15 protein-coding genes are annotated in these 21262 nt (G+C 68.7%); 8 read left to right on the top strand and 7 right to left on the bottom strand.

Features of this window, described 5'->3' with window-relative positions; translation table 11 throughout:
• The first annotated feature begins 48 nt into the window (after window positions 1-48).
• Window positions 49-1065: a UDP-glucose 4-epimerase GalE gene (gene galE / locus ACODSC_RS00375; protein WP_488810748.1), complete on the top strand. Its 1017-nt coding sequence runs from the start codon at window positions 49-51 to the stop codon at window positions 1063-1065.
• Here galE and ACODSC_RS00370 read toward each other — a convergent pair whose 3' ends face one another.
• The 4 genes from ACODSC_RS00370 to ACODSC_RS00355 all read right to left on the bottom strand — a co-directional run bounded on the left by ACODSC_RS00370 (window position 1066) and on the right by ACODSC_RS00355 (window position 6540).
• Window positions 1066-1965, bottom strand: a complete 900-nt coding sequence (locus tag ACODSC_RS00370; RefSeq protein ID WP_488810746.1) for a hypothetical protein — start codon at window positions 1963-1965, stop codon at window positions 1066-1068. It lies immediately after the preceding gene.
• 41 nt (window positions 1966-2006) lie between these two features.
• Window positions 2007-3173 (bottom strand): glutamine-hydrolyzing carbamoyl-phosphate synthase small subunit, encoded by a 1167-nt coding sequence (gene carA / locus ACODSC_RS00365; RefSeq protein WP_488810744.1) that lies wholly within the window; start codon window positions 3171-3173, stop codon window positions 2007-2009.
• A gap of 82 nt (window positions 3174-3255) precedes the next feature.
• Window positions 3256-5493, bottom strand: a complete 2238-nt coding sequence (locus ACODSC_RS00360) for a glycoside hydrolase family 3 N-terminal domain-containing protein (protein ID WP_488810743.1) — start codon at window positions 5491-5493, stop codon at window positions 3256-3258.
• A 246-nt stretch (window positions 5494-5739) separates the two neighbouring features.
• Window positions 5740-6540 carry a ZIP family metal transporter gene (locus tag ACODSC_RS00355; protein WP_488810741.1) on the bottom strand — a complete coding sequence of 267 codons (801 nt, stop codon included), beginning with the start codon at window positions 6538-6540 and terminating at the stop codon, window positions 5740-5742.
• Between the two features lie 67 nt (window positions 6541-6607).
• On the opposite strand from ACODSC_RS00355, the gene proB reads away from it, so the two are divergent.
• Together proB and ACODSC_RS00345 are read left to right on the top strand one after the other, a co-directional pair.
• The gene (gene proB / locus ACODSC_RS00350) at window positions 6608-7777 is read left to right on the top strand and encodes a glutamate 5-kinase (protein WP_488810739.1); all 1170 of its coding nucleotides are present in this window, start codon (window positions 6608-6610) and stop codon (window positions 7775-7777) included.
• Window positions 7774-9051, top strand: a complete 1278-nt coding sequence (locus ACODSC_RS00345) for a glutamate-5-semialdehyde dehydrogenase (RefSeq protein ID WP_488810737.1) — start codon at window positions 7774-7776, stop codon at window positions 9049-9051. The genes proB and ACODSC_RS00345 overlap by 4 nt, the downstream gene beginning before the upstream one ends.
• Before the next feature lie 172 nt (window positions 9052-9223).
• On the opposite strand, the gene ACODSC_RS00340 is transcribed toward ACODSC_RS00345, so the two are convergent.
• A complete protein-coding gene (locus ACODSC_RS00340) occupies window positions 9224-11653 on the bottom strand; it encodes a membrane-bound PQQ-dependent dehydrogenase, glucose/quinate/shikimate family (RefSeq protein WP_488810735.1) in 2430 nt (809 codons plus the stop codon).
• A 228-nt stretch (window positions 11654-11881) separates the two neighbouring features.
• Here ACODSC_RS00340 and ACODSC_RS00335 point away from each other — a divergent pair, with 228 nt between their 5' ends.
• The 5 genes from ACODSC_RS00335 (at window position 11882) to ACODSC_RS00315 (ending at window position 20022) form a co-directional block, all read left to right on the top strand.
• Window positions 11882-13309 carry an NAD(P)-dependent oxidoreductase gene (locus ACODSC_RS00335; RefSeq protein ID WP_488810733.1) on the top strand — a complete coding sequence of 476 codons (1428 nt, stop codon included), beginning with the start codon at window positions 11882-11884 and terminating at the stop codon, window positions 13307-13309.
• Complete coding sequence (gene gltB, locus ACODSC_RS00330) at window positions 13306-17820, top strand: glutamate synthase large subunit (protein WP_488810731.1); 4515 nt, start codon at window positions 13306-13308, stop codon at window positions 17818-17820. Before ACODSC_RS00335 ends, gltB begins: the two co-directional genes overlap by 4 nt.
• Before the next feature lie 35 nt (window positions 17821-17855).
• The gene (locus ACODSC_RS00325; protein ID WP_488810729.1) at window positions 17856-19169 is read left to right on the top strand and encodes an ammonium transporter; all 1314 of its coding nucleotides are present in this window, start codon (window positions 17856-17858) and stop codon (window positions 19167-19169) included.
• A 115-nt stretch (window positions 19170-19284) separates the two neighbouring features.
• Window positions 19285-19707, top strand: coding sequence for an Hsp20 family protein (locus ACODSC_RS00320; RefSeq protein WP_488810727.1), 423 nt, complete (start codon window positions 19285-19287; stop codon window positions 19705-19707).
• A gap of 63 nt (window positions 19708-19770) precedes the next feature.
• Entirely contained in the window at window positions 19771-20022 is a 252-nt protein-coding gene (locus ACODSC_RS00315) for a DUF1150 family protein (RefSeq protein WP_488810725.1), read from the top strand.
• Between the two features lie 21 nt (window positions 20023-20043).
• Here ACODSC_RS00315 and ptsN read toward each other — a convergent pair whose 3' ends face one another.
• Both ptsN and hpf read right to left on the bottom strand, forming a co-directional pair.
• On the bottom strand, window positions 20044-20511 hold the full coding sequence (ptsN, locus tag ACODSC_RS00310; RefSeq protein ID WP_488812114.1) for a PTS IIA-like nitrogen regulatory protein PtsN: 468 nt from the start codon (window positions 20509-20511) through the stop codon (window positions 20044-20046).
• A gap of 79 nt (window positions 20512-20590) precedes the next feature.
• Window positions 20591-21253 carry a ribosome hibernation-promoting factor, HPF/YfiA family gene (gene hpf, locus ACODSC_RS00305; protein WP_488810723.1) on the bottom strand — a complete coding sequence of 221 codons (663 nt, stop codon included), beginning with the start codon at window positions 21251-21253 and terminating at the stop codon, window positions 20591-20593.
• Window positions 21254-21262 lie beyond the last annotated feature (9 nt).

Genomic DNA, 21262 nt, shown 5'->3' with positions numbered 1-21262 from the left:
CCGATTTCCGGCTTGCCTCCGGCGCGGTTGGCGACCGATGAAGGCGACATGGCCGATGTCGCTGCGACCTCCACATCCTCCAAGGCGATCCTGGTGACGGGGGGCGCGGGCTATGTCGGCAGCCACGTATGCGAGGCCCTAGCTGCGGCAGGCTATCGGCCTGTCGTTCTGGACAACCTGTCCACCGGGCGGTCGGCCTTCGTCCGCTGGGGGCCTCTGGTCGAGGGCGACGTGGCCGACGCCGAGCAGGTCCGCGCGACACTGAACGCCCATCAGGCGATAGCCGTCATGCATTTCGCCGCCTCGTCGGTAGTGCCGGAATCGGTGACGTCGCCCCTCGCCTATTACCGCAACAATGTCTCCGGCCTGATCGGCCTGGTCGACGGCATGCGGGCCGCAAGCGTGGACAAGATCGTCTTTTCCAGCACCTGCGCCGTCTATGGTGATCCGGGAGGGGCGGCGATCAGCGAGGCCCTGCCGCCGGCGCCCGTCACCCCCTATGGCCGGTCCAAGCTGATGTGCGAGCAGATTCTGGCCGACGCCGCCGTCGCCCACAGCCTGCGGGCCGTCGCCCTGCGCTATTTCAACGCCAGCGGCGCATCCGCCGGCGGTCTGATCGGCGAGGACCGTCCGCTGGAGACCCATCTGATCCCGCGCGCGATGATGAGGCTGTTAGGACAGATCGACGATTTCGCCGTCCACGGCGCCGACTACGACACGCCGGACGGGACTGCGGTGCGGGACTATGTCCACGTGTCCGATCTGGCGCAGGGCCACCTCGCCGCCCTGGACCGCCTCCTTCAGGGGCGTGAAGGCTTCTCCGCCTACAACCTCGGCGCCGGTCGCGGCCATTCGGTGCGCCAGGTGCTGGAGGCCGTGACGCGCCACGCCGGCCTGCCTTTGCCCGAGGTCGTCGGGGCGCGCAGGGCGGGCGATCCGCCGCATCTGGTCGCCGACGCCGCACTTGCGCGTCGAGACCTGAATTTCAAGCCGACATCGTCGGACCTGGACGCCATCGTCGCCAGCGCCTGGGCCTGGCACAGCCGGGCCGGCCGGGACGCCTGATCAGCGAAGGTCGGGCAACCGACGACCGATGGAGGCCGCCATCTTGCGTCGCCAGCGCGCGCCGGCGCCCGGCCCGGCCTGGACCCGGTCCGGCAGCGCCTGGCTCCACCGCGCCCGCATCGCATCGACCAGGGCGGGGATGCGGTCGTACTGGTGCACGATCGGGCTGATGCCGGCGTCGGGGTTCAGGATCACGCCGTCCTTCACCCGCACCCCTTCGTCGGACATGCCGATGGTGGCGACACGGCGATAGTTGTCCTGAACATCGGCCTCGATCAGTCCATAGCCGACCGCAAAGGCGAGCGACGCCTGATCCACCCCAAAGCCCGCGCCGATCGCCGAGCGGGGAATCGCGCCCAGGGTGACGATCAGTCGGCACAGGCGCGCGATTTCGTCGGCCGGCCCCACGATGGTGCCGGCGCAGATGCAGGGGCGGTCCGACAAGGCCTGGGCCATCGCATCCCCGGCCAGGGCGCGCAGGTGTTTCATCTGGAACCGATGATCCGCCATCCGCCCGCGCTCATATTCGACGAAGACCTCCAGCGTGCGGGGCGCCGGATCGAACGGCGGCGCCTGGAAGACGACGTCGCGGACATCGGTCAGCAGGACGTGACGCAGGTCGGGACGTTGCGCGATGAAGGCGGCGTAGGCGGCGAAGCGCGACACCACCGGCTGGGGCGCCCATTGCGTGTCCTCAGCCACCACCACGGCCTCGACGTCATGGGCGGCCAGAAAGGCCGCCAGGGCCGCATCGTCGCTGACGAACAGGGCGGCCGGCCCCTGGTAAACGGACCGCAGCGAACGGACGAAGGCCTCCACATGCGCAACGCCGTAGCCCGTGGCATACCCCAGAACCATGTCCTGTCCGCCGGCCGCCTGGGCCGCACGAACGGGAGCCATCGCGCCGCCCAGCCAACGAAGGTAGCGCGACCGGGTGATGATCAGGCCTCCTGCGGGCCCATCAGATCGGCGAACCGATCAAACAGATACAGGCTGTCGGCCGGGCCGGGCGAGGCCTCGGGGTGGTGCTGGACGCTGAAGATCGGCTTATCCTTGACCGCGATGCCGCAGTTGGTGCCGTCGAACAGGCTGACGTGGGTTTCGGTCACGGCGTCGGGCAGGCTGTCGCGATCGACGGTGAAGCCGTGGTTCATCGAGACGATCTCGACCTTGCCGGTGGTCAGGTCCTTGACCGGATGATTGGCGCCGTGGTGGCCCTGTTCCATCTTCACCGTCCTGGCGCCCAGGGCCAGGGCCAGCATCTGGTGACCAAGGCAGATGCCCATCAGGGGCCTGCCGCTGGCGACCAGTTTCTGGATTTCCGGCACGGCGTATTCGCCGGTCGCGGCCGGATCGCCCGGACCGTTCGACAGCACGACGCCATCGGGATTGCGTGCCAGAACCTCTTCCGCCGTCGTCGTCGCCGGCACCACGGTGATCCGGGCGCCGGTCGAGGCCAGGGCGCGCAGGATGTTGCGCTTCACCCCATAGTCGATGACCACCACGTCCTTGCGGCCTTGAGACTTCGGGTGACCTTCCGGCCATTCCCACAGGCCCTCGTCCCATTCGAACGCCTGCAGCGTCGAGGCGGGCTTGGCCAGATCCAGACCCACCAGGCCGGTCCATTCGCGCGCCTGGGCGACCAGAGCGTCCAGATCGAATTCGCCGTTCGGATCATGGGCGATGACCGCGTGAGGCGCGCCCTTGTCGCGGATGATCTTGGTCAGGGCGCGGGTGTCCACCCCGGCCAGACCCACCACGCCGCGCCGCTTCATCCAGTCGTCGAAGCTGGCGTCGGACCGATAGTTGGCGGGATCGGTCGGCACATCGCGGAAGATGGCGCCCCGCGCCGAGGTGTCGGCCCCCCCGCCCATCTGTTCGATGTCTTCGACGTTGGTGCCGGTGTTGCCGACGTGCGGGAAGGTGAAGGCCAGGATCTGGCTCATGTAGGACGGGTCGGTCAGGATTTCCTGATAGCCGGTCATGGCGGTGTTGAAGACCACCTCGCCCAGGGCCGAACCGACGGCGCCGACGCCGATCCCCTGCAGGACCGTGCCGTCGGCGAGCGCGAGGACGCCCGTGGCGCCCGGAAGAATCTTCGTCGTCATGGGCGCGCTCCTACACACGAATCCGGCCCGAAAGGCGGCCGGACGCAAACGGCGGCGTCGTTAAGCCCTGCAGTCGCCTGGGTCAACGACCATCGGTGATGGAAGCCGGTCCGATCAGCTGGAAAGTCGCCGTCGCCCCGCCCTGGGCGTGCGGCGCCAGCCACACGTCGAACAGGCCCGGCTCGATGCGCCAGGTCTCGTCCGCCCCGATGAAGCCCAGCTGACGCGGGTTCAGGGTGAAGGTCACCTTCTCGCTCTGGCCCGGACGCAACGACACCCGCTTGAAGTCCTTCAGCAGCCGTCCCGGCTGGGTCAGGCTGGCGACCCGGTCGTGGATGTAGAGCTGCACCAGTTCCTCGGCCGGCCGCTGTCCGGTGTTGGTGACGGTCACGGCGATGTCCAGCGCGCCGGCCCACTGGAGCTGGTCGCTTTCCATCTCAATCGGCCCATAGGTGATCGATCCATAGGTCAGGCCATAGCCGAACGGATAAAGCGCCGTGTTGGTCGTGTCGCGATAGCGGGACTTGTATTCCTCGGTCGCCAGATCGGGATTGGCCGGGCGGCCGGTCGTCTTGCGGTCGTAGGAATAGGGCTGCTGGCCCGACTTGTGCGGGAAGCTGACGGGTAAGCGCGCCGACGGGCCGTGATCGCCGAACAGGACGTCGGCGACGGCATGGCCCATCTGTTCGCCCAGGAACCAGGTCACGACGATGGCCTGGGCGTTTTTGACATTGCCTTCCAGCGCCAGGGCCCGTCCGTTGCGCAGCAGGATGACGATGGGCTTGCCCAGGGCCGTCATGGCGTCGACCAGCGCCATTTGCGGCGCAGGCACGACGATCTCGGTGCGCGACTGGGCCTCGCCCGACATGTTGGTCGCCTCGCCGATGGCCAGGACGATGACGTCGGCGTCGCGGGCGGCCGCGATGGCCTGGTCGATCCCGCCGGCCAGCGGCGTTTCGACGCCCGAACCGCGCGCGATGGTCAGGCGCTGAGGATCGCTCATGGCCGCACGGAAACCGGCCTCCAGCGAGACGCGACGCTCGGGCGCGCCCCAGATGGTCCACGGTCCCCAGACATTGTCCACGTCGTCGGCGAACGGGCCGATCAGGGCGATCTTCTGGCTCTTGTTCAGCGGCAGCAGGCCGTTGTCGTTCTTCAGCAGCACGACCGACTTGCGGCCCGCCTCGCGCGACAGATCGATGTGTTCGCGCGACCCGACTACGGCCTTTTCACGCACCGGGTCGGTCCCGCGATAGGGATCGTCGAACAGGCCCAGGGCCGCCTTGGTGGTCAACAGGCGACGCACCGCCTCGTCCAGCCGGGCCATGGACACCTCGCCCGAGGCCACCAGGCTGGGCAGATGCTCCAGATACAGGCCCGACACCATCGACACATCGACCCCGGCGTTGAACGCCAGCCGGGCGGCGTCGCGGCCGTCCTCGGCGAAGCCGTGGGCCACCAGTTCCTGCTCGGAGGTGTAGTCGGAGACGACGAAGCCCTCGAAGCCCCATTCGCCGCGCAGGATGTCGGTCAGCAGCTTGCGGCTGCCCGAGGCCGGCACGCCGTTGACGTCGTTGAAGGCGCTCATGATCGACAGGGCGCCGGCGTCCACCGCCGCCTTGAACGGCGGCAGGAACACGCCCCGCAGCGTCTGTTCGCTCATGTCGGTCGTGTTGTACTCGACCCCGCCGATGGCTGCGGAATAGCCGGCCATGTGTTTGGCGGTGGCCAGGACGGCGTCGCGGTCATCCAGCCCCTTGTCGCCCTGGAAGCCACGCACGCGGGCGGCGGCCAGCAGGTTGTTCAGCAGCACATCCTCGCCGGCGCCCTCGACATTGCGGCCCCAGCGTTGGTCGCGGGCGACGTCCACCATAGGCGCATAGGTCTGGTGCACCGCCGACGCCGCCGTCTCGACCGCTGCGGCCCGCGCCGTGCGTCGCGCCAGTTCGGTGTCGAAGGCCGCCGCCTCGGCCAGAGGCACGGGGAAGATGGTGGACAGGCCGTGGATCACGTCCGCCGCAAACAGCAGCGGGATCTTCAGCCGGCTTTCCTCCATCGCCACCTGCTGGATGCGGCGGCCCGTCTCGGCGCCGATGCCGTTGAACAGGCTGCCGACCTTGCCTTCGCGGATCAGGGCGGTGACGCGCGCGGGGTCCCCCGTGCCGTCCAGCGGGTTCACCGCCGTGGGCATCCAGCGGAACGGATCGGCCAGCAGGTTCAGCTGCCCCGCCTTCTCCTCGACCGTCATGGCCGCGATCAGATCTTCGATCTTCTGACGGTGACGCGCGACGGTGCGGGCGGTTTCAGCGGAAGCAGGCATGGGGAAGACTCCGGCGCCCATCAGGGCCAAAAGCCCTAGGCCAGACAAGAAATTTCTACGGGAAGCCGCAGGCTTGAGAGGTCGCGTCATTTAAGCTGGCGCTCCTTCCGGGGGACACATCGAGCAGCGAGAGCGCAGGCCTAGCCTCTCGCGCACGACGGCTTCAACCCCCGTCTTCCATGTAAATGATGTAACTGCGCCGCAACCGATCACGCCGCGTTTCGCGAGCCGACGTCAGCCCAGAGATCAACCCAGGGCGATGTCCAGGAACATCATCCCCACCAGACCGATCATCAGGCCGATCATCGACCCTTCGCCCTTGGACTTTTCGCGGGTCTCGGGAATGATCTCGGCGGTGACGACATAGATCATGGCCCCGGCCGCCAGGCCCAGGCCCCACGGCAGGGCGCCGGGCAGCACATCGACCACGCTGGCCCCGATCAGGCCCCCGACCGGCTCGACCAGACCCGAGGCCAGGGCCGCCAGGAAGGCCGGGCCGCGCCCATAGCCCAGGGTGGCCATCGCCGCCGACACGGCCAGCCCCTCGGGCATGTTCTGGATGCCGATGCCGATGGCGGTGGACAGGCCCTGATGCATGTCGCCGCCGCCGAAGCTGACGCCCACGGCCGCGCCTTCGGGGAAGTTGTGCAGGGTGATGGCGATGATGAACAGCCAGATGCGCCGCGACAGGTCGCGCGATCCCGCCGGCCCGATGGCCAGCATGTCCACCGGCGCGAACCGGTTCATCAGCCCGATCACCGTCGCCCCGATCAGCACCGCCGTCCCCATGACCCCGGCCGCCGCCGCCTGGCTGGCCCCGCCCGCCTGCAACACGTCCACGCCGGGAATGATCAGCGAGAAGAAGGACGCCGCCAGCATGACCCCGGCGGCGAAGCCCAGCAGCGCACTCTGGGTCTGAACCCCCGGCCTCTTGATGAACAGCAGCGGCGCGGCGCCGACCGCCGTCATCATGCCCGCCGCCAGACTGCCGAGGCCGCCCGCCGCGATGGGGGCCAGGCCGCCGGAGGCAGGGAAAAGAGATTCCATCATTCGCCTGCATTGCGGTGCGATGCGGCAAGAGACAAGCCCGAATACTCGCGTTAGAGAAACCGTCATGTCCCAGGCCGTCGCCCTCCCCCCGAGCCCAAGCCCTGGAGCTGACGCTGCGTCGGCCCTGGCGGCCGCGCGGCGCGTCGTAGTCAAGATCGGTTCGTCCCTGCTGATCGACGCCGCAACGCGTCAGCCGACGCACGACTGGCTGGCCGCCGTCGCCTCCGATCTGGCCACGCTGAAGGCCGAGGGCCGCGAGGTCATCGTCGTCTCGTCCGGCTCCATCGCCCTGGGGCGCGGGCGTCTTCCCGGCCTGGGCGCGCGGCTGGAGGACAAGCAGGCGGCCGCCTCGGTCGGTCAGTCCCTGCTGATGGCCGCATGGTCCGAGGCCCTGGCTCCGCACGGCCTGATCGCCGGTCAGGTGCTGCTCACCCGAGACGACACCGAACGCCGCCGCCGTTGGCTGAACGCCCGCGCCACGGTCGACGCCCTGCTGGCCCACGGCGTCATCCCCATCGTCAACGAGAACGACACGGTCGCCACCGAGGAAATCCGTTACGGCGACAACGACCGGCTGGCGGCGCGCACGGCCCAGCTGGCGCGGGCGGACCTGCTGATCTTGCTGTCGGACGTGGACGGCCTCTACACCGCCGACCCGCGCCGTGACCCCAGCGCCGCCCACCTGCCCCTGATCGAGACCCTTAGCCCCGACATCCTGGCGATGGGCGGGGGCGCCAACGCCGAGGCGGGCGTGGGAACCGGCGGCATGGCGACCAAGCTGGCGGCGGCCCAGATCGCGCGTTCGGCCGGATGCGCCACCATCATCGCCTCGGGCCAGACCCTGTCCCCGCTGGCCGCTGTTCGCGACGGCGCCCGCGCGACCCTGATCGCCGCGCCCGACGGCCCCATGGCCGCCTACAAGCAGTGGATCGCCGGCAGCCTGTCGCCGGCCGGAACCCTGATGCTGGACGCCGGCGCCGTCACGGCGCTGAAGGCCGGCAAGAGCCTGCTGCCCGCCGGGGTGACGGGCGTGTCCGGCGGCTTCGAGAAGGGCGACTGCGTGCGCCTGATCGACCCGGACGGCCGCTCGGTTGGTGTGGGGCTCGCCGCCTACGCCGCCGACGAGGCCGCGCGCATTCGCGGCCGCCGTTCCGACGAGATCGAGACCCTGCTGGGCTATCGCGGGGCCTCGGTGCTGATCCACCGCGACGACATGGTGCTGGACGACCGATGACCGATCTGAAGACCCGAATGCTGGACCCCCAAATGCTGGAGATGGGCCAGCGCGCCCGCGCCGCCGCAGTCGCCTTGCGCGAAGCCCCCGCCGACGCCCGCACCCGCGCGCTGGAAATCCTGTCCGCAAAGCTGGCGGCGGCCGAACCCGCCCTGTTGGCCGCCAACGCCCGCGACGTGGACGCCGCCCGCGCCAATGGCATGACCGAGGCCCTGATCGACCGGCTGTCGCTGACCCCCGCCCGCGTCGCCGGCATGGCCCAAGCCGTGGCGACCATCGCCACAGTGCCCGACCCCCTCGGCGTCGAGACCGAACGCTGGACCCCCGCCAACGGCCTGGATATCGCCCGCGTCCGCACCCCCATCGGCGTGCTGGGCGTGATCTACGAGAGCCGCCCCAACGTCACCGCCGACGCCGCCGCCCTGTGCATCCGCTCGGGCAATGCGGCCATCCTGCGCTGCGGCTCGGACTGCCTGCAATCGTCGCTGGCCATCGCCGCCCTGATCGCCGAGGCTTTAGCCGAGGCTGGCCTGCCCGCCGACGCGGTGCAGTTGGTCGACACCCCCGACCGCGAGGCCGTGGGGCTGATGCTGACCGGCCTGGACGGCGCCATCGACGTGATAATTCCGCGCGGCGGCAAGAGCCTGGTCGCCCGTGTTCAGGCCGAGGCCCGCACGGCGGTGCTCAGCCATCTGGAAGGCTTGAACCACACCTATCTGCACCACGCCGCCGATGTGGACGCCGCCCGCGCCATCGTCCTGAACGCCAAGATGCGGCGCGTCTCGGTGTGCGGCGCGACCGAGACCCTGCTGGTGGACCGCGAGGCCGCCCAGCGCCTGCTGCCGCCCGTCGCCGCCGACCTGATCGCCGCCGGCTGCGAACTGCGCGGCGACGCCGACGCCTGCGCCCTGGTCCCCGCCATGATCCCGGCGACGGAGGCCGACTGGACCACCGAATACTTGGCCCCCATCCTGGCGGTGCGGATCGTGGACGATCTGGACGCCGCCACCGACCACATCGCCCGCTACGGATCGGGCCACACCGAGGCCATCGTCACCACCGACACGGCCGCCGCCGAACGTTTCGCCGCCAGGGTGGACAGCGCCATCGTCCTGATCAACGCCTCGACCCAGTTCGCCGACGGCGGCGAGTTCGGCTTCGGCGGCGAAATCGGCATCTCCACCAACCGCCTGCACGCCCGCGGCCCCGTCGGCGCGGAGCAGCTGACCACCTACAAATACGTCGTGCGCGGCCAAGGCCAGATCAGGCCCTGACCTTTCTCCCTCCCCGTCCGGGGAGGGTGGCTGAGCCGCAGGCGAAGCCGGGTGGGGGCGGCCCAGCAATGCATTCCTGAACGAAAAGAGGCGGCTCGTTTCCGAGCCGCCCCCACCCGGTCGCTCACGCGACCTCCCTCCCCCGCAGGGGGAGGGAGATTAGTGCGTCACCTCAGCCACGTTGCGGCAGAGCATAGGCGATCACGTAATCGCCCTCCGGCGTCTCCATGAAGTGATGGCCGGCGGCGACGATCACCAGATACTGGCGGCCGTTCTGCTCATAGATCATAGGGTTGGCCTGGCCGCCCGCAGGCAGGACGTCGGACCAGACGGTCTTGCCGGTATCGATGTCGATGGCGCGGATCAGGTCGTCGGTCGCCGCAGCGATGAAGATCAGCCCGCCCGCCGTGACCACCGACCCGCCGTTGTTCGGCGTGCCGATCTCCAGCGGCAGATGCGAGGCGATGCCCCACGGGCCATTCTTGCGCGCCGTGCCGAACGGACGGTCCCACAGGGTCTTGCCCGAGCGCATGTCGATGGCGGTGATGCCGCCGTACGGAGGCTCCTTGCACAGCAGACCGGTCCACTTCACCCGCCAGCCGGCGTTCACGTCGATGGCGTAGGGCACGCCGATTTGCGGATCGCCGGCGCCTTCGCCCTTGGACAGGCTGCCGCCGCGTTCGGCCGCTTCCTTCTGTTGCTGGATGTAGCGGGGGTCGTCGCGCGGGAACCAGCCCTTCTCGTTCGCCTCGGCGCGCGGCACCAGCCGGTTGTAGTTGGGCATGTCGTTATAGTTGGCGACGATCACGCCGCGCGCCGGATCGACCGCCACGCCGCCCCAGTCCGAACCGCCATTATAGCCCGGATAGTTGATGTAGTGGTTGGTCGAGGGCGGGGTGTAGTAGCCCTGATAGTTCGCCTTCTTGAAGTTGATGCGGCACATCATCTGATCGATCGGCGACATGCCCCACATGTCCGCCTCGACCAGGTTCGGCTTGCGCAGGGTGGCGAACAGCGAGAACGGCTGGGTCGGCGAACGCTGGCCCTGCTCGGTTCCGCCGGTGGTGGGAACGCGACGCTCCTCGACGCCATGCAGCAACTGGCCGGTGGCGCGATTGAACACATACATGTCGCCCTGTTTGGTCGGCAGCAGCAGGGCCGGCACGACCCCGCCCGCCGTGGGGAAGTCGATCAGGGTCGCCTGCGAGCCGTGGTCGAAGTCCCAGACGTCGTTATGGACGGTCTGATAGTGCCAGCGTGGCTTGCCTGTGGTCACGTCCAGCGCAACCAGGGAGGTCGAATACTGCTTTTCCAGCGGGCGGCGCGAGCTGGACCAGTAGTCGGCGGCCGAGTTGCCCATCGGCAGATAGACCAGGCCCAGGGCCTCGTCCGCTGTGGCCGTCGTCCACATGTTCGGCGTACCCGGCGTATAGGTCTCCCCTTCGGGCGGCAGGCCGTTCCGGTCGGGACGCATCATGTCCCAGGCGAACCGCAGTTCGCCGGTCTCGACATCGAACCCCTGGATCACGCCGGAGGCGTTCCAGCGCTTCTGGCCGTCCAACACCTGGTGTCCGGTGACGATCACACCGCGCACAATGACCGGGGCCGAGGTGATCGACACCATGCCGGGATAGGGGTCGCCCATGCCCTGCTTGATACTGACCGCACCGTTCTGGCCAAAGGCCGGGCAGGGGCGGCCCGTCCGGGCGTCCACGGCGATGATCCGGCCGTCCAGCGTGCCTTCGATGATCTTGACGGCGCAGGGTTGGGCGGGGTCGGCGTTGGCGCGCGCGTGATAGGTCACGCCCCGGCAGGCGGCGGTGTAGGGGATCTGGTCGTCGGCGACCTGGGGATCATAGGTCCACTTCTGCTGGCCGGTTGCCGCGTCCAGCGCGAACATCTTGTTGCGCGCTGAGCAGAGATAGACCGTGCCGCCGATCTTCAGCGGCGTCGTCTCGGCGCCCCAGCGTTCGCCCGGCAGGTCGCCGGTGCGGAAGGTCCAGGCCCGTTCAAGTCCGCCGACATTGTCCTTGTTGATCTGGGTGAGCGGTGAATAGCGCTGGGCGCTGTCGGTGCCGCCCCAGGCGGGCCAGTCGGCGCCGGTCTTCAGCAGGGCGGGGTCGTTGTAGCCGCCTCGCGCGTCGGGCACCGGACTGAGCACCTGAGCCTTGTTGGCTTGAGCCACGACGAGGCCGAAGACGACGGTCAGGACCGCAAGGCCGAGCGCGCCGCCGCCAGCCAGCTTGCCGCCGCCGCGCTTCTTCAGCACGGGAAGCGTCGCGATGACGAGGAACATCAGCACTAGGGGGCCGACCAGACGCGGCACCAGGGCCCAACCGTTCAGTCCCTTTTCCCACAACGCCCACAGCAGGGTGAAGACAAAGGCTCCAGTGTAGATCCAGGCGCCTCTGACATCGCGAAAGATGAGGAAGACCCCGGCGGCGAGCAGGGCCAGGCCGGCGATCAGATAGTACCAAGAACCCCCGAGGGTCACGAGCTGAACACCACCAATAGTCAAAACGAGACCAATTAAGGCGAGCAGAATGCCCAGGAGGAGCGTCAGCCATCCTCCTAGACCGGCTGGAGTTGTCCATCGTGGCATGTAGGCCCCCTTTGGCTGCTGTGAGAGAACAGCAACGCTCCGAAACACCGTCGGTTCCTAATTGTCGCACCCTGGAACTAAATGCTTGCGCAAATATCGCAGCATTGCCAGCAATGAAATTATTGCGACGGCATGAGACTTGGATTATTTTTGCGTTCTTGCCTAGGTAAGAACCGTTCACACAAACGGTAATTGCGCAACTCCGCCATTTTGCGGCATATGCGCCCCATGCATAAGATTCTGAAGCAAGGCGGAACTTTCGTCGTCGAACCGCGCCGCCTGCCCAAGGCCACAGCCGAACTGCGCGCGCGCGGTTTCGGCGAGATCACGATTCCGCCGTCCACAGAGACGGCCGAGAAACAGGCGTCGCGCTGCACCGACTGCGGCGTGCCCTTCTGCCAGAACGCTTGCCCGCTTCAGAACAACATCCCCGACTGGCTGCGCCTGTCGGCCGAAAACGAGCCGCGCGAGGCCTGGCGCGTCGCGGCCCTGACCTCGACCATGCCCGAAATCTGCGGCCGCATCTGCCCGCAGGACCGGCTGTGCGAGGGCTCATGCACCTTGAACCAGTCCGGCTGGGACGCCGTCACCATCGGCTCGGTCGAGGCCTGGCTGGGCGACCAGGCCTTCGCCAACGGCTGGGTCGAACCGATCCGTCCGGCGGCAGAACGCGGCGAGACCGTCGGCATCGTCGGCGCGGGCCCGGCCGGCATGGCCGCCGCCGACCGTCTGCGCAGCGAAGGCTATCAGGTCACCGTCTATGACCGTCACGACCGGGCCGGCGGCCTGCTGATCTACGGCATCCCCGGCTTCAAGCTGGACAAGCACGTCGTCCAGCGCCGCGTGGATCGTCTGACCGACGGCGGCGTCCAGTTCGCGCTTGACTGCGAGGTCGGCAAGGACGTGACCCTGACCGAGCTGCGCGACCGCCACGACGTCGTCCTGCTGGCCATGGGCGTCTATCAACCCCGCATCCTGTCGGCGCCGGGCCGGGGTCCGGATTCGACCGTCGCGGCCCTGTCCTATCTGACGCACCAGAACCGTCGCGACCTGGGCGACGCCGAGGAAGACGGCTGGCACGAGGCGCGCGGCAAGCGGGTGGTTGTGATCGGCGGCGGCGACACCGCCATGGACTGCGTCCGCACCGCCGTGCGCCAGGGCGCGGCCTCGGTCACCTGCCTGTATCGTCGCGACCGCGAGAACATGCCCGGCTCGGCCCGCGAGGTCGTCAACGCCGAGGAAGAAGGCGTCGTCTTCGAATGGCTGGGCGCGCCGAAGGCCCTGCTGTCTCAGGGCGACAAGGTCACCGGCGTCCGCGCCGCGCGCATGCAGCTGACCGAAGCCGCCCCCGGTCAGCGTCGCGACATCGTGCCCGTTCCCGGCGCCGACTTCGACATTCCGGCCGACATCGTCATCGAGGCCCTGGGCTTCTCGCCCGAGCCGTTCGCGGCGCATGAGCCCGATCTGCGCCTGCGCGACGACGGCACCATCAAGGTCGGCTCCATCAGCTTCGCCACCAGCCTGCCCGGCGTGTTCGCCGCCGGCGACGCGGTGCGCGGCGCCTCCCTGGTCGTCTGGGCCGTCCGCGAAGGCCAGGACGCCGCCGCCGAGATCGACCGCTACTTCAAGACCCGCACCGAGGAGGTCGCGGCATGACCGATTGGCTGAACAAGTACGAAGAGACCCGCGACCGCCTGGAAGCCGGCCACGCCTATGATCGCGCCTCCGAGCGCGACGCCTGCGGCGTGGGCCTGATCTGTTCCATCGACGGCACGCCGCGCCGCGACGTGGTCGAATATGCGATCCGCAGCCTGAAGGCCGTCGCCCACCGGGGCGCGGTCGATCCTGACGGCCTGTCGGGCGACGGGGCCGGCATCATGGCCGAACTGCCCCAGGGCTTCTTCGCCGACCAGGTGGCCTCCATCGGCCAGTCCCTGCGGCCCGGCCCGATCTGCGTCGGCCAGGTCTTCCTGCCGCGCACCGACCTGGGCGCCCAAGACCGCGCCCGCGCCATCGTCGAGACCGAGGCCCTGCGCGCCGGCTTCTGGATCTATGGCTGGCGCCAGACGCCCATAGACCTGTCGGTCGTGGGGACCAAGGCCGGGGCGACCCGGCCCGAGATCGAACAGATCATGCTGGCCCCGCCGCTGGACGACGCAGGCGAACCTCTGAACGGCGAGGCGCTGGAGCGCGAACTGTACCTTTGCCGCCGCCGCATCGAGAAGACGGTCAAGACCGAGAACCTGGCCGCCGTCTACATCTGCACCCTGTCCGCGCGCTCCATCGCCTACAAGGGGATGGTGCGGGCCGAACTGTTGGGGAACCTGTATCCCGACCTGGAGGATCCGCGCTTCGTCTCGGCCTACGCCGTCTTCCACCAGCGCTATTCGACCAACACCTTCCCTGAATGGAAGCTGGCCCAGCCCTTCCGGATGATGGCCCACAACGGCGAGATCAACACGCTGAAGGGCAACCTCAACTGGATGAAGTCGCACGAGATCCGCATGGCCGCCCAGGCCTTCGGCGACCGCGACCGCGAGGTGAAGCCGGTGGTCCAGCCGGGCGGGTCCGACAGCGCCGCCCTGGACAATGTCATGGAGGTGCTGGTCCACGCCGGTCGCCCCGCCCCCATGGCCAAGGCCCTGCTGATCCCCGAGGCCTGGGCCAAGGACGACGTGGTCATGCCCCCCGAGCACCGGGCCTTCTACGCCTATTGCAACGCCGTCATGGAGCCGTGGGACGGCCCGGCCGCAATCTGCGCCGCCGACGGTCGCTGGATCGTGGCGGGCAAGGACCGCAACGGCCTGCGCCCCCTGCGCGCGGTCGAGACCGTCGATGGCCTGCTGATGGCTGGCTCCGAAGCCGGGCTGGTGCCGATCCCCGAAAGCCGGGTGAAGCGCCGCCTGCACATCGGCCCCGGCAAGCTGATCGCCGTCGATATGAAGCACGGCCGTCTGTACGACGAGCAAGAGGCCATCGACGCCCTGTCCGCCGCCCACCCCTATACCGAGTGGCTGGACAATATGGTCGATCTGGAGCCGATCATCGGCCCCGGACCGGAACCCCGCTCGGCCTCGGGCGAGGCCCTGACCCGGCGTCAGATCGCCGCCGGATACAGCCGCGAGGACCTGGACCTGCTGCTGGACGCCCTGGTGCGCGACGGCAAGGAGGCGGTGGGCTCGATGGGCGATGACGCCCCGCCCGCCGTCCTGTCGGCCCTGCCCCGCCCCCTGAGCCACTATTTCCGCCAGAACTTTTCGCAGGTCACCAACCCGCCCATCGACCCGCTGCGCGAAGCGGGCGCGATGAGCCTGAAGACCCGGTTCAAGAACCTGGGCAATATCCTGGCCGAGGAAGAGGCCCAGACCGACGTCTTCGTGCTGGACAGCCCGGTCCTGACCAACGGCATGTACGAGCGGATGGTCGAGACGGTCGGGGCCGGTTCGACCGTGGTCATCGACTGCAGCTATGACACCCCGTCACAAGACGCCCGTCCTGGGGCCGGCCTGCGCGCGGCGCTAGACCGGATCATGGACGAGGCCGAGGCCGCCGCCCGCGACGGCGCGGCCCTCATCGTGCTGACGGATCAGGCAGGGGCAGTGGATCGCCTGGCCGCGCCGATGATCCTGGCCACGGCCGGGGTTCACGGCCGCCTGACCAAGGCGGGCCTGCGCTCCTATTGCTCCATCGTCGTGCGCACCGCCGAGACGCTGGATCCGCACGGGTTCGCGGTCCTGGTCGGGGTGGGCGCCACCACCGTCAACGCCTGGCTGGCGCAGGACCTGTTCCAGGAGCGTCTGGACCGCGGCCTGTATCCCGGCCTGACGCTGCGCGACGCCTGTCTGAACTACAAGGCCGGCATCGAGGCGGGCCTGCTGAAGACCCTGGCCCGCAAGGGGATCAGCGTCATCTCCGCCTATCGCGGCGGCTGCGAGTTCGAGGTGCTGGGCCTGTCGCGCGCTCTGACAGCCGAGTTCTTCCCCGGCGCACCGTCGCGCATCTCGGGCATCGGCCTGGCCGGTCTGGAGCAGGCGGCGATGAAGCGTCACAAGGTGGCCTGGGGCGAGGCCCTGCCCTCCCCCGCCATCGGCGGCTTCTTCAAGATCCGCTCGGGCGGCGAGGCCCATGCCCACGAGGCCAAGACCATCCACCTGCTGCAGGACGCCTGCAACCGGGGCGACTATCGCCGCTTCAAGCAGTTCTCCGAGGTCGTCCGCGCCCAGGCCGACCTGTCCTTGCGCGACCTCTTGGACTTCCGCGAAGGCGTCGCCATTCCGCTGGATCAGGTCGAGAGCGTGTCGGACATCCGCCGCCGCTTCCTGACCCAGGCCATGTCCCTGGGCGCGCTTGGTCCCGAGGCGCATGAGACCCTGAACATCGCCATGAACCGCATCGGCGCCCGCTCGGTTTCGGGCGAGGGCGGCGAGGATCCCGAACGCTATCACCCGCGTCCGAACGGCGACGACGCCAACTCGGTGGTAAAACAGGTGGCCTCGGGCCGGTTCGGCGTCACCGCCGAATATCTGAACCAGTGCCGCGAGATCGAGATCAAGGTGGCCCAAGGCGCCAAGCCCGGCGAGGGCGGCCAGCTGCCCGGCTTCAAGGTCACCGAGTTCATCGCCCGGATGCGCCACGCCGTGCCCGGCACCACCCTGATTTCCCCGCCGCCGCACCACGACATCTATTCGATCGAGGACCTGGCCCAGCTGATCTATGATCTGAAGGCCATCAACCCCGATGCGCGGGTGACGGTGAAACTGGTGTCCGCCTCGGGCATCGGCGCCATCGCCTCGGGCGTGGCCAAGGCCAATGCCGACGCCATCCTGATCGCCGGCCACAACGGCGGCACCGGCGCCTCGCCCCAGACCTCGATCAAACACGCCGGCCTGCCGTGGGAGATCGGCTTGGCCGAGGCCCATCAGGTGCTGACGCTGAACAATCTGCGCGGCACGGTGACGCTGCGCACCGACGGCGGGGTCCGTACCGGCCGTGACGTCGTCATCGCCGCCATGCTGGGCGCGGAAGAATACGGCGTCGGCACCGCCGCCCTGATCGCCATGGGCTGTCTGATGGTGCGCCAGTGCCATTCCAACACCTGCCCCGTCGGCGTCTGCTCCCAGGACGACCGGCTGCGCGAAAAGTTCACCGGCACCCCCGACAAGGTGGTCAATCTGTTCACCTTCATCGCCGAGGAGACCCGCGAGATCCTGGCCTCCATCGGCGCGCGCACGATGGACGAGATCATCGGCCGCACCGACCTGCTGCGTCAGGTCCGTCGCGGCGGCTCGCACCTGGACGACCTGGACCTGAACCCCCTGCTGGTTCAGGTGGACGAGGGCGCGGCCGGCAAATGGGCCGACAAGACGACCCGCAAGCCCATCGCCGACAGCTTGGACGCGCGAGTGCTGCAGGACGCCGTCCGCTTCCTGGATCGCGGCCAGACGCTGGAACTGTCCTATCCGCTGAACAACACCCAGCGCACGGTCGGCGCCGCCGTCTCGTCCGCCATCGTGCGGCGCTTCGGCCCTCAGGGTCCGGCCGGTCGTCTGAAGCTGCGTCTGGAAGGCATCGCCGGCCAGAGCTTCGGCGCCTTTGCGGCCAAGGGTCTGGAACTGCACCTGACGGGCGAGGCCAACGACTATGTCGGCAAGGGCCTTTCGGGCGCCGAGATCTCGGTCAGGACGCCCGAATGGCGCGAGGATCAGCTGATCTGCGGCAACACCACCCTGTATGGCGCCACCTCCGGCCGGCTGTTCGTGGCCGGCGCGGCGGGCGAGCGGTTCGCGGTGCGCAACTCGGGCGCCGAGGCCGTGGTCGAGGGCCTGGGCGCGCACGGCTGCGAATATATGACCGGCGGTCGGGTGGTCGTGCTGGGCTCGGTCGGCTGGAACCTGGCGGCGGGCATGAGCGGCGGCGAGTTGTTCGTGCTGGACCAGCCGGGCTTTGCAGAGCGGGCCCTGAACGGCGACCTGGCGGGCGTGTCCGACATCGACGCAGCGGCGGCCGAACGGCTGCGCGGCCTGGTCGAGTCGCATCTGGCGGCGACCGCATCCCCGCTGGCCCGACGCCTGCTGGGCGACTGGGACAACACGCTGCAAAGGTTCGTGCGCATCGTTCCGCTGACGGACATTGTCACCCGGTCGGAACGGCTTAAGACTTCCGCCTGACCTCGTTTTCTTCCTCTCCTCCCCGAGACGAATCCATGACCCGACACGCCGCCCTCGCCGCCACACTTGTCGCCGGGGCGGCGTCGCTGGCGTCTCCCGTTCTCGCCGCGCCCGCCCTGCTGGCGCACCAGGCGCCGCTGGTGATCGACAATGCTGCGACGGCGTGGATCCTGACCTCGACGGCGCTGGTGCTGCTGATGACCCTGCCGGGCCTGGCGCTGTTCTACGGCGGCATGGTGCGCAAGAAGAACATCATCAGCGTCATCGCCCAGTCGGCGGCCGCCTTCGCCATCGTTTCGGTGCTGTGGTTCCTGGTCGGTTACAGCTTGTCGTTCGGCAAGGGACCGGATGCGATCAACGGCTTCATAGGCGGGGTCCAGGCGGCCTTCCTGAACGGGGTGACGGCTCAGACCGCCCACAGCCTGCTGCCCGGCCTGCCCGAGCTGCTGTTCGTCAGCTTCCAGATGACCTTCGCCATCATCACCCCGGCCCTGATCGCCGGCGCCTTCGCCGAGCGGATGAAGTTCTCGGCCAGCCTGTTGTTCTTCGCCCTGTGGCACCTGATCGTCTATGCGCCGATCTGTCATCAGGTCTGGGGCGGCGGCTATCTGGGCGGGTTGGGCGTGCTCGACTTCGCGGGCGGGGCGGTGGTCCACGTCAATGCGGGCGTCGCCGGCCTGGTCTGCGCCCTGGTGCTGGGGCCGCGTCACGGTTTCGGGCGCGACAATATGGCCCCCGCCAACCTGGTCTACAGCGCCATCGGCACCGGCCTGCTGCTGGTCGGCTGGCTGGGCTTCAACGCCGGGTCAGCGGGCGCGGCGGATGCTTTGGCCGCCACGGCCGCCTTCAACACCATCCTGGCCGCGGGCGCTGCGGCGCTCGGCTGGATGACCATCGAATGGTTCGACCGCAAGCGCCCGACCCTGCTGGGCCTGTTGTCCGGCGTCGTCGGCGGCCTGGTCGCCATCACCCCCGCCGCCGGCTTCGTCGATCCCAAGGGCGCCTTCTTCATCGGCCTGATCGCCGGCCCGGCCTGCTATGCGGGCGCGGTCTGGCTGAAGCGGGCATTGAAATACGACGACACCCTGGACGCCTTCGGCGTGCACGGCGTCGGCGGCATCGTCGGCGCCCTGTTGACCGGCGTCTTCGCCACCACGACCGTCAACGCCCTGTCGGACGGCGCCACCGTGTGGAAACAGGCCGTCGGCCTGGGCGGTGTCATCGTCTGGAGCGCGGCCGGCACCTTCGTCGTCCTGATGATCTGCAAGTTCACCACCGGCCTGCGCGTGACCAGGGACGAAGAGGTCGAGGGGCTGGACTATACCCAGCACGGCGAGGCCATCCACTGACCCCACAGGTGGGGGCGGTTGATCCCGCCCCCGTCCGCCCCCATCTTCATCTGTGACGGAAGGTCTTGCCGATTGCGGGGGACCGGCCGCTCGGTCGCTTTATTCGAGGACCCAGATGACGACGACGCGCACCATCCTGTTCGACAGCCCCTTCCTGCTGGGGTTCGACCACACCCGCGCCCTGATCGACCGCGCCGCCAAGGCCGCGGCCGAGAGCTATCCGCCCTACAATGTCGAACAGATCGGCGACGCCGGCGTGCGCATCAGCCTGGCGGTGGCCGGGTTCGCGCCGGACGAGTTGGCCATCACCCTTGAGGGGCGCCAGCTTACCATCGGGGGCAAACGGGACGACGCGGGCAAGGGCGAACAGGCCTTCCTGCACCGCGGCATCGCCGCACGCGGCTTCGTGCGCAGCTTCGTCCTCGCCGACGGGCTGGAGGTCCGGGGCGCCCGGCTGGAACACGGCCTGCTGCACGTCGATCTGATCCGTCCCGAGGCCGAGCGCCAGGTGCGGCGAATTCCCATCACGGTCGGCTGAAAAGCATAGCCGTTCGAACCGCCCGGCGATCCGGGCGTTGTCAAAATGAAGGAGGCGGTCCTAATGACGCCGATGACGATGACCAAGGAAGATTTTGCAGGACTGGGCGCGCCCGACCTCGTCTATGTGCGCGAGATCAAGGCCTCGGACCTGCTGGAAGAGGCGGTCGAAATCAAGGATGTGAGCATCGACCCCAGCCAGTCCCTTTACGCCGTCCACAGCGCCGACGGCGAACGTCTGGCGGTCATGCTGGACCGCGATACCGCCTTCGCCGCCGCCGTGGCGCACGAGCTGGAGCCGGTTTCGGTTCACTGACGGGCGGCGGACGGCCGCCTGTCAGGCGGCCGTGGCGGGCGTCTTGTCCGTCACGAACAGCGCTCTGATCGCATCGGGGGTACGCGCCTGGCGCAGTTGCTCGCGCAGTTCGGGCGAGCGCAGGGCGCGCGACACCGCCGCCAGCGCCCTCAGATGTTCTGCCCCGGCCGCAGGCGGGGCGAACAGGCCGAACAGCAGGTCGACCGGACGGTCGTCCACCGCCTCATAGGCCACCGGCGCATCCAGACGCACGAACACCGCGACGACGCGGTCGATCTCGCTCAAGCGGGCGTGAGGGACGGCGATGCCCGACCCCAGTCCCGTCGATCCCAGGGCCTCGCGCTCCATCAGGGCGTCGAAGATCCGGCTCTCTTCAATGTTAAGAACGTTCGACGCGGCCTCTGCGAGCGCATGAAGGGCCTGTCGTTTCGAGGAGGCTCCGCCGCGCAGCACGATGCCCTTGGGCGCGAGCAAATCACCGATGTCCATCAAGACAACCTCAATACACGCAGACGACCCGGCGCGGGCGCCCCTTTAGAGGGTCCCGCGCCGAAGTCAAACTAAGCCGTTAGTTGACGGCGCCGTTGGCCTTGGCCGCGCCGTTGGCTCCGGCGGTCCGTTCAGGGTCGATCCAGCCCACGTTTCCGTCCGGGCGCCGATAGACGACCGACAGTCCGCCGTGCGCCGCATTGCGGAACAGCACGACCGGATAGCCCGTCATGTCCAGCTCCAGCACCGCGCGGCCGACCGTGATGGTGCGGATTTCGTGCTCGGTCTCGGCGATGACCATGCCCACCGGCGGCGGGCCGTCGTTCTCGCCCGTGTCGCCGAAGACGTCGTCCTCCACGCTGTCGGGATCGCGCAGCACGATGCTGCGTGCGACTTCGCGGGCGGCGTTCTCGGTCTTCTCGGGCGACAGACCCTTGGGTCCGATGTGGTGATCCTTGAGCCGACGCTTGTAGCGACGAACCCGCTTTTCGAGCCGATCCAGCGCCTCGGTGAAGGCGGAATGGGCGTCGCCGCCCATGCCGGTCGTCACCAGGGTCTGGCCCGACGCGAGGCGGACCCAACAGTCCACCTTGAAGTTGTGGCCGTCCTTGGACACCACGACTTCGGCGTCTTCACCGCCTCGGGCGAAGTATTTTCCGACCCCGTCTTCGAGTTCCTGGGAGATGCGCGAGCCTAACGCTTCGCCGACATCCACTTGCTTGCCGCTGACTTGGACTTGCATGCGGATAGA

The sequence above is a fragment of the Brevundimonas sp. FG128 genome (assembly GCF_057809775.1).
Note: the sequence above shows the minus strand (reverse complement) of the source record. Positions and strands in the feature narration are given on the sequence as shown.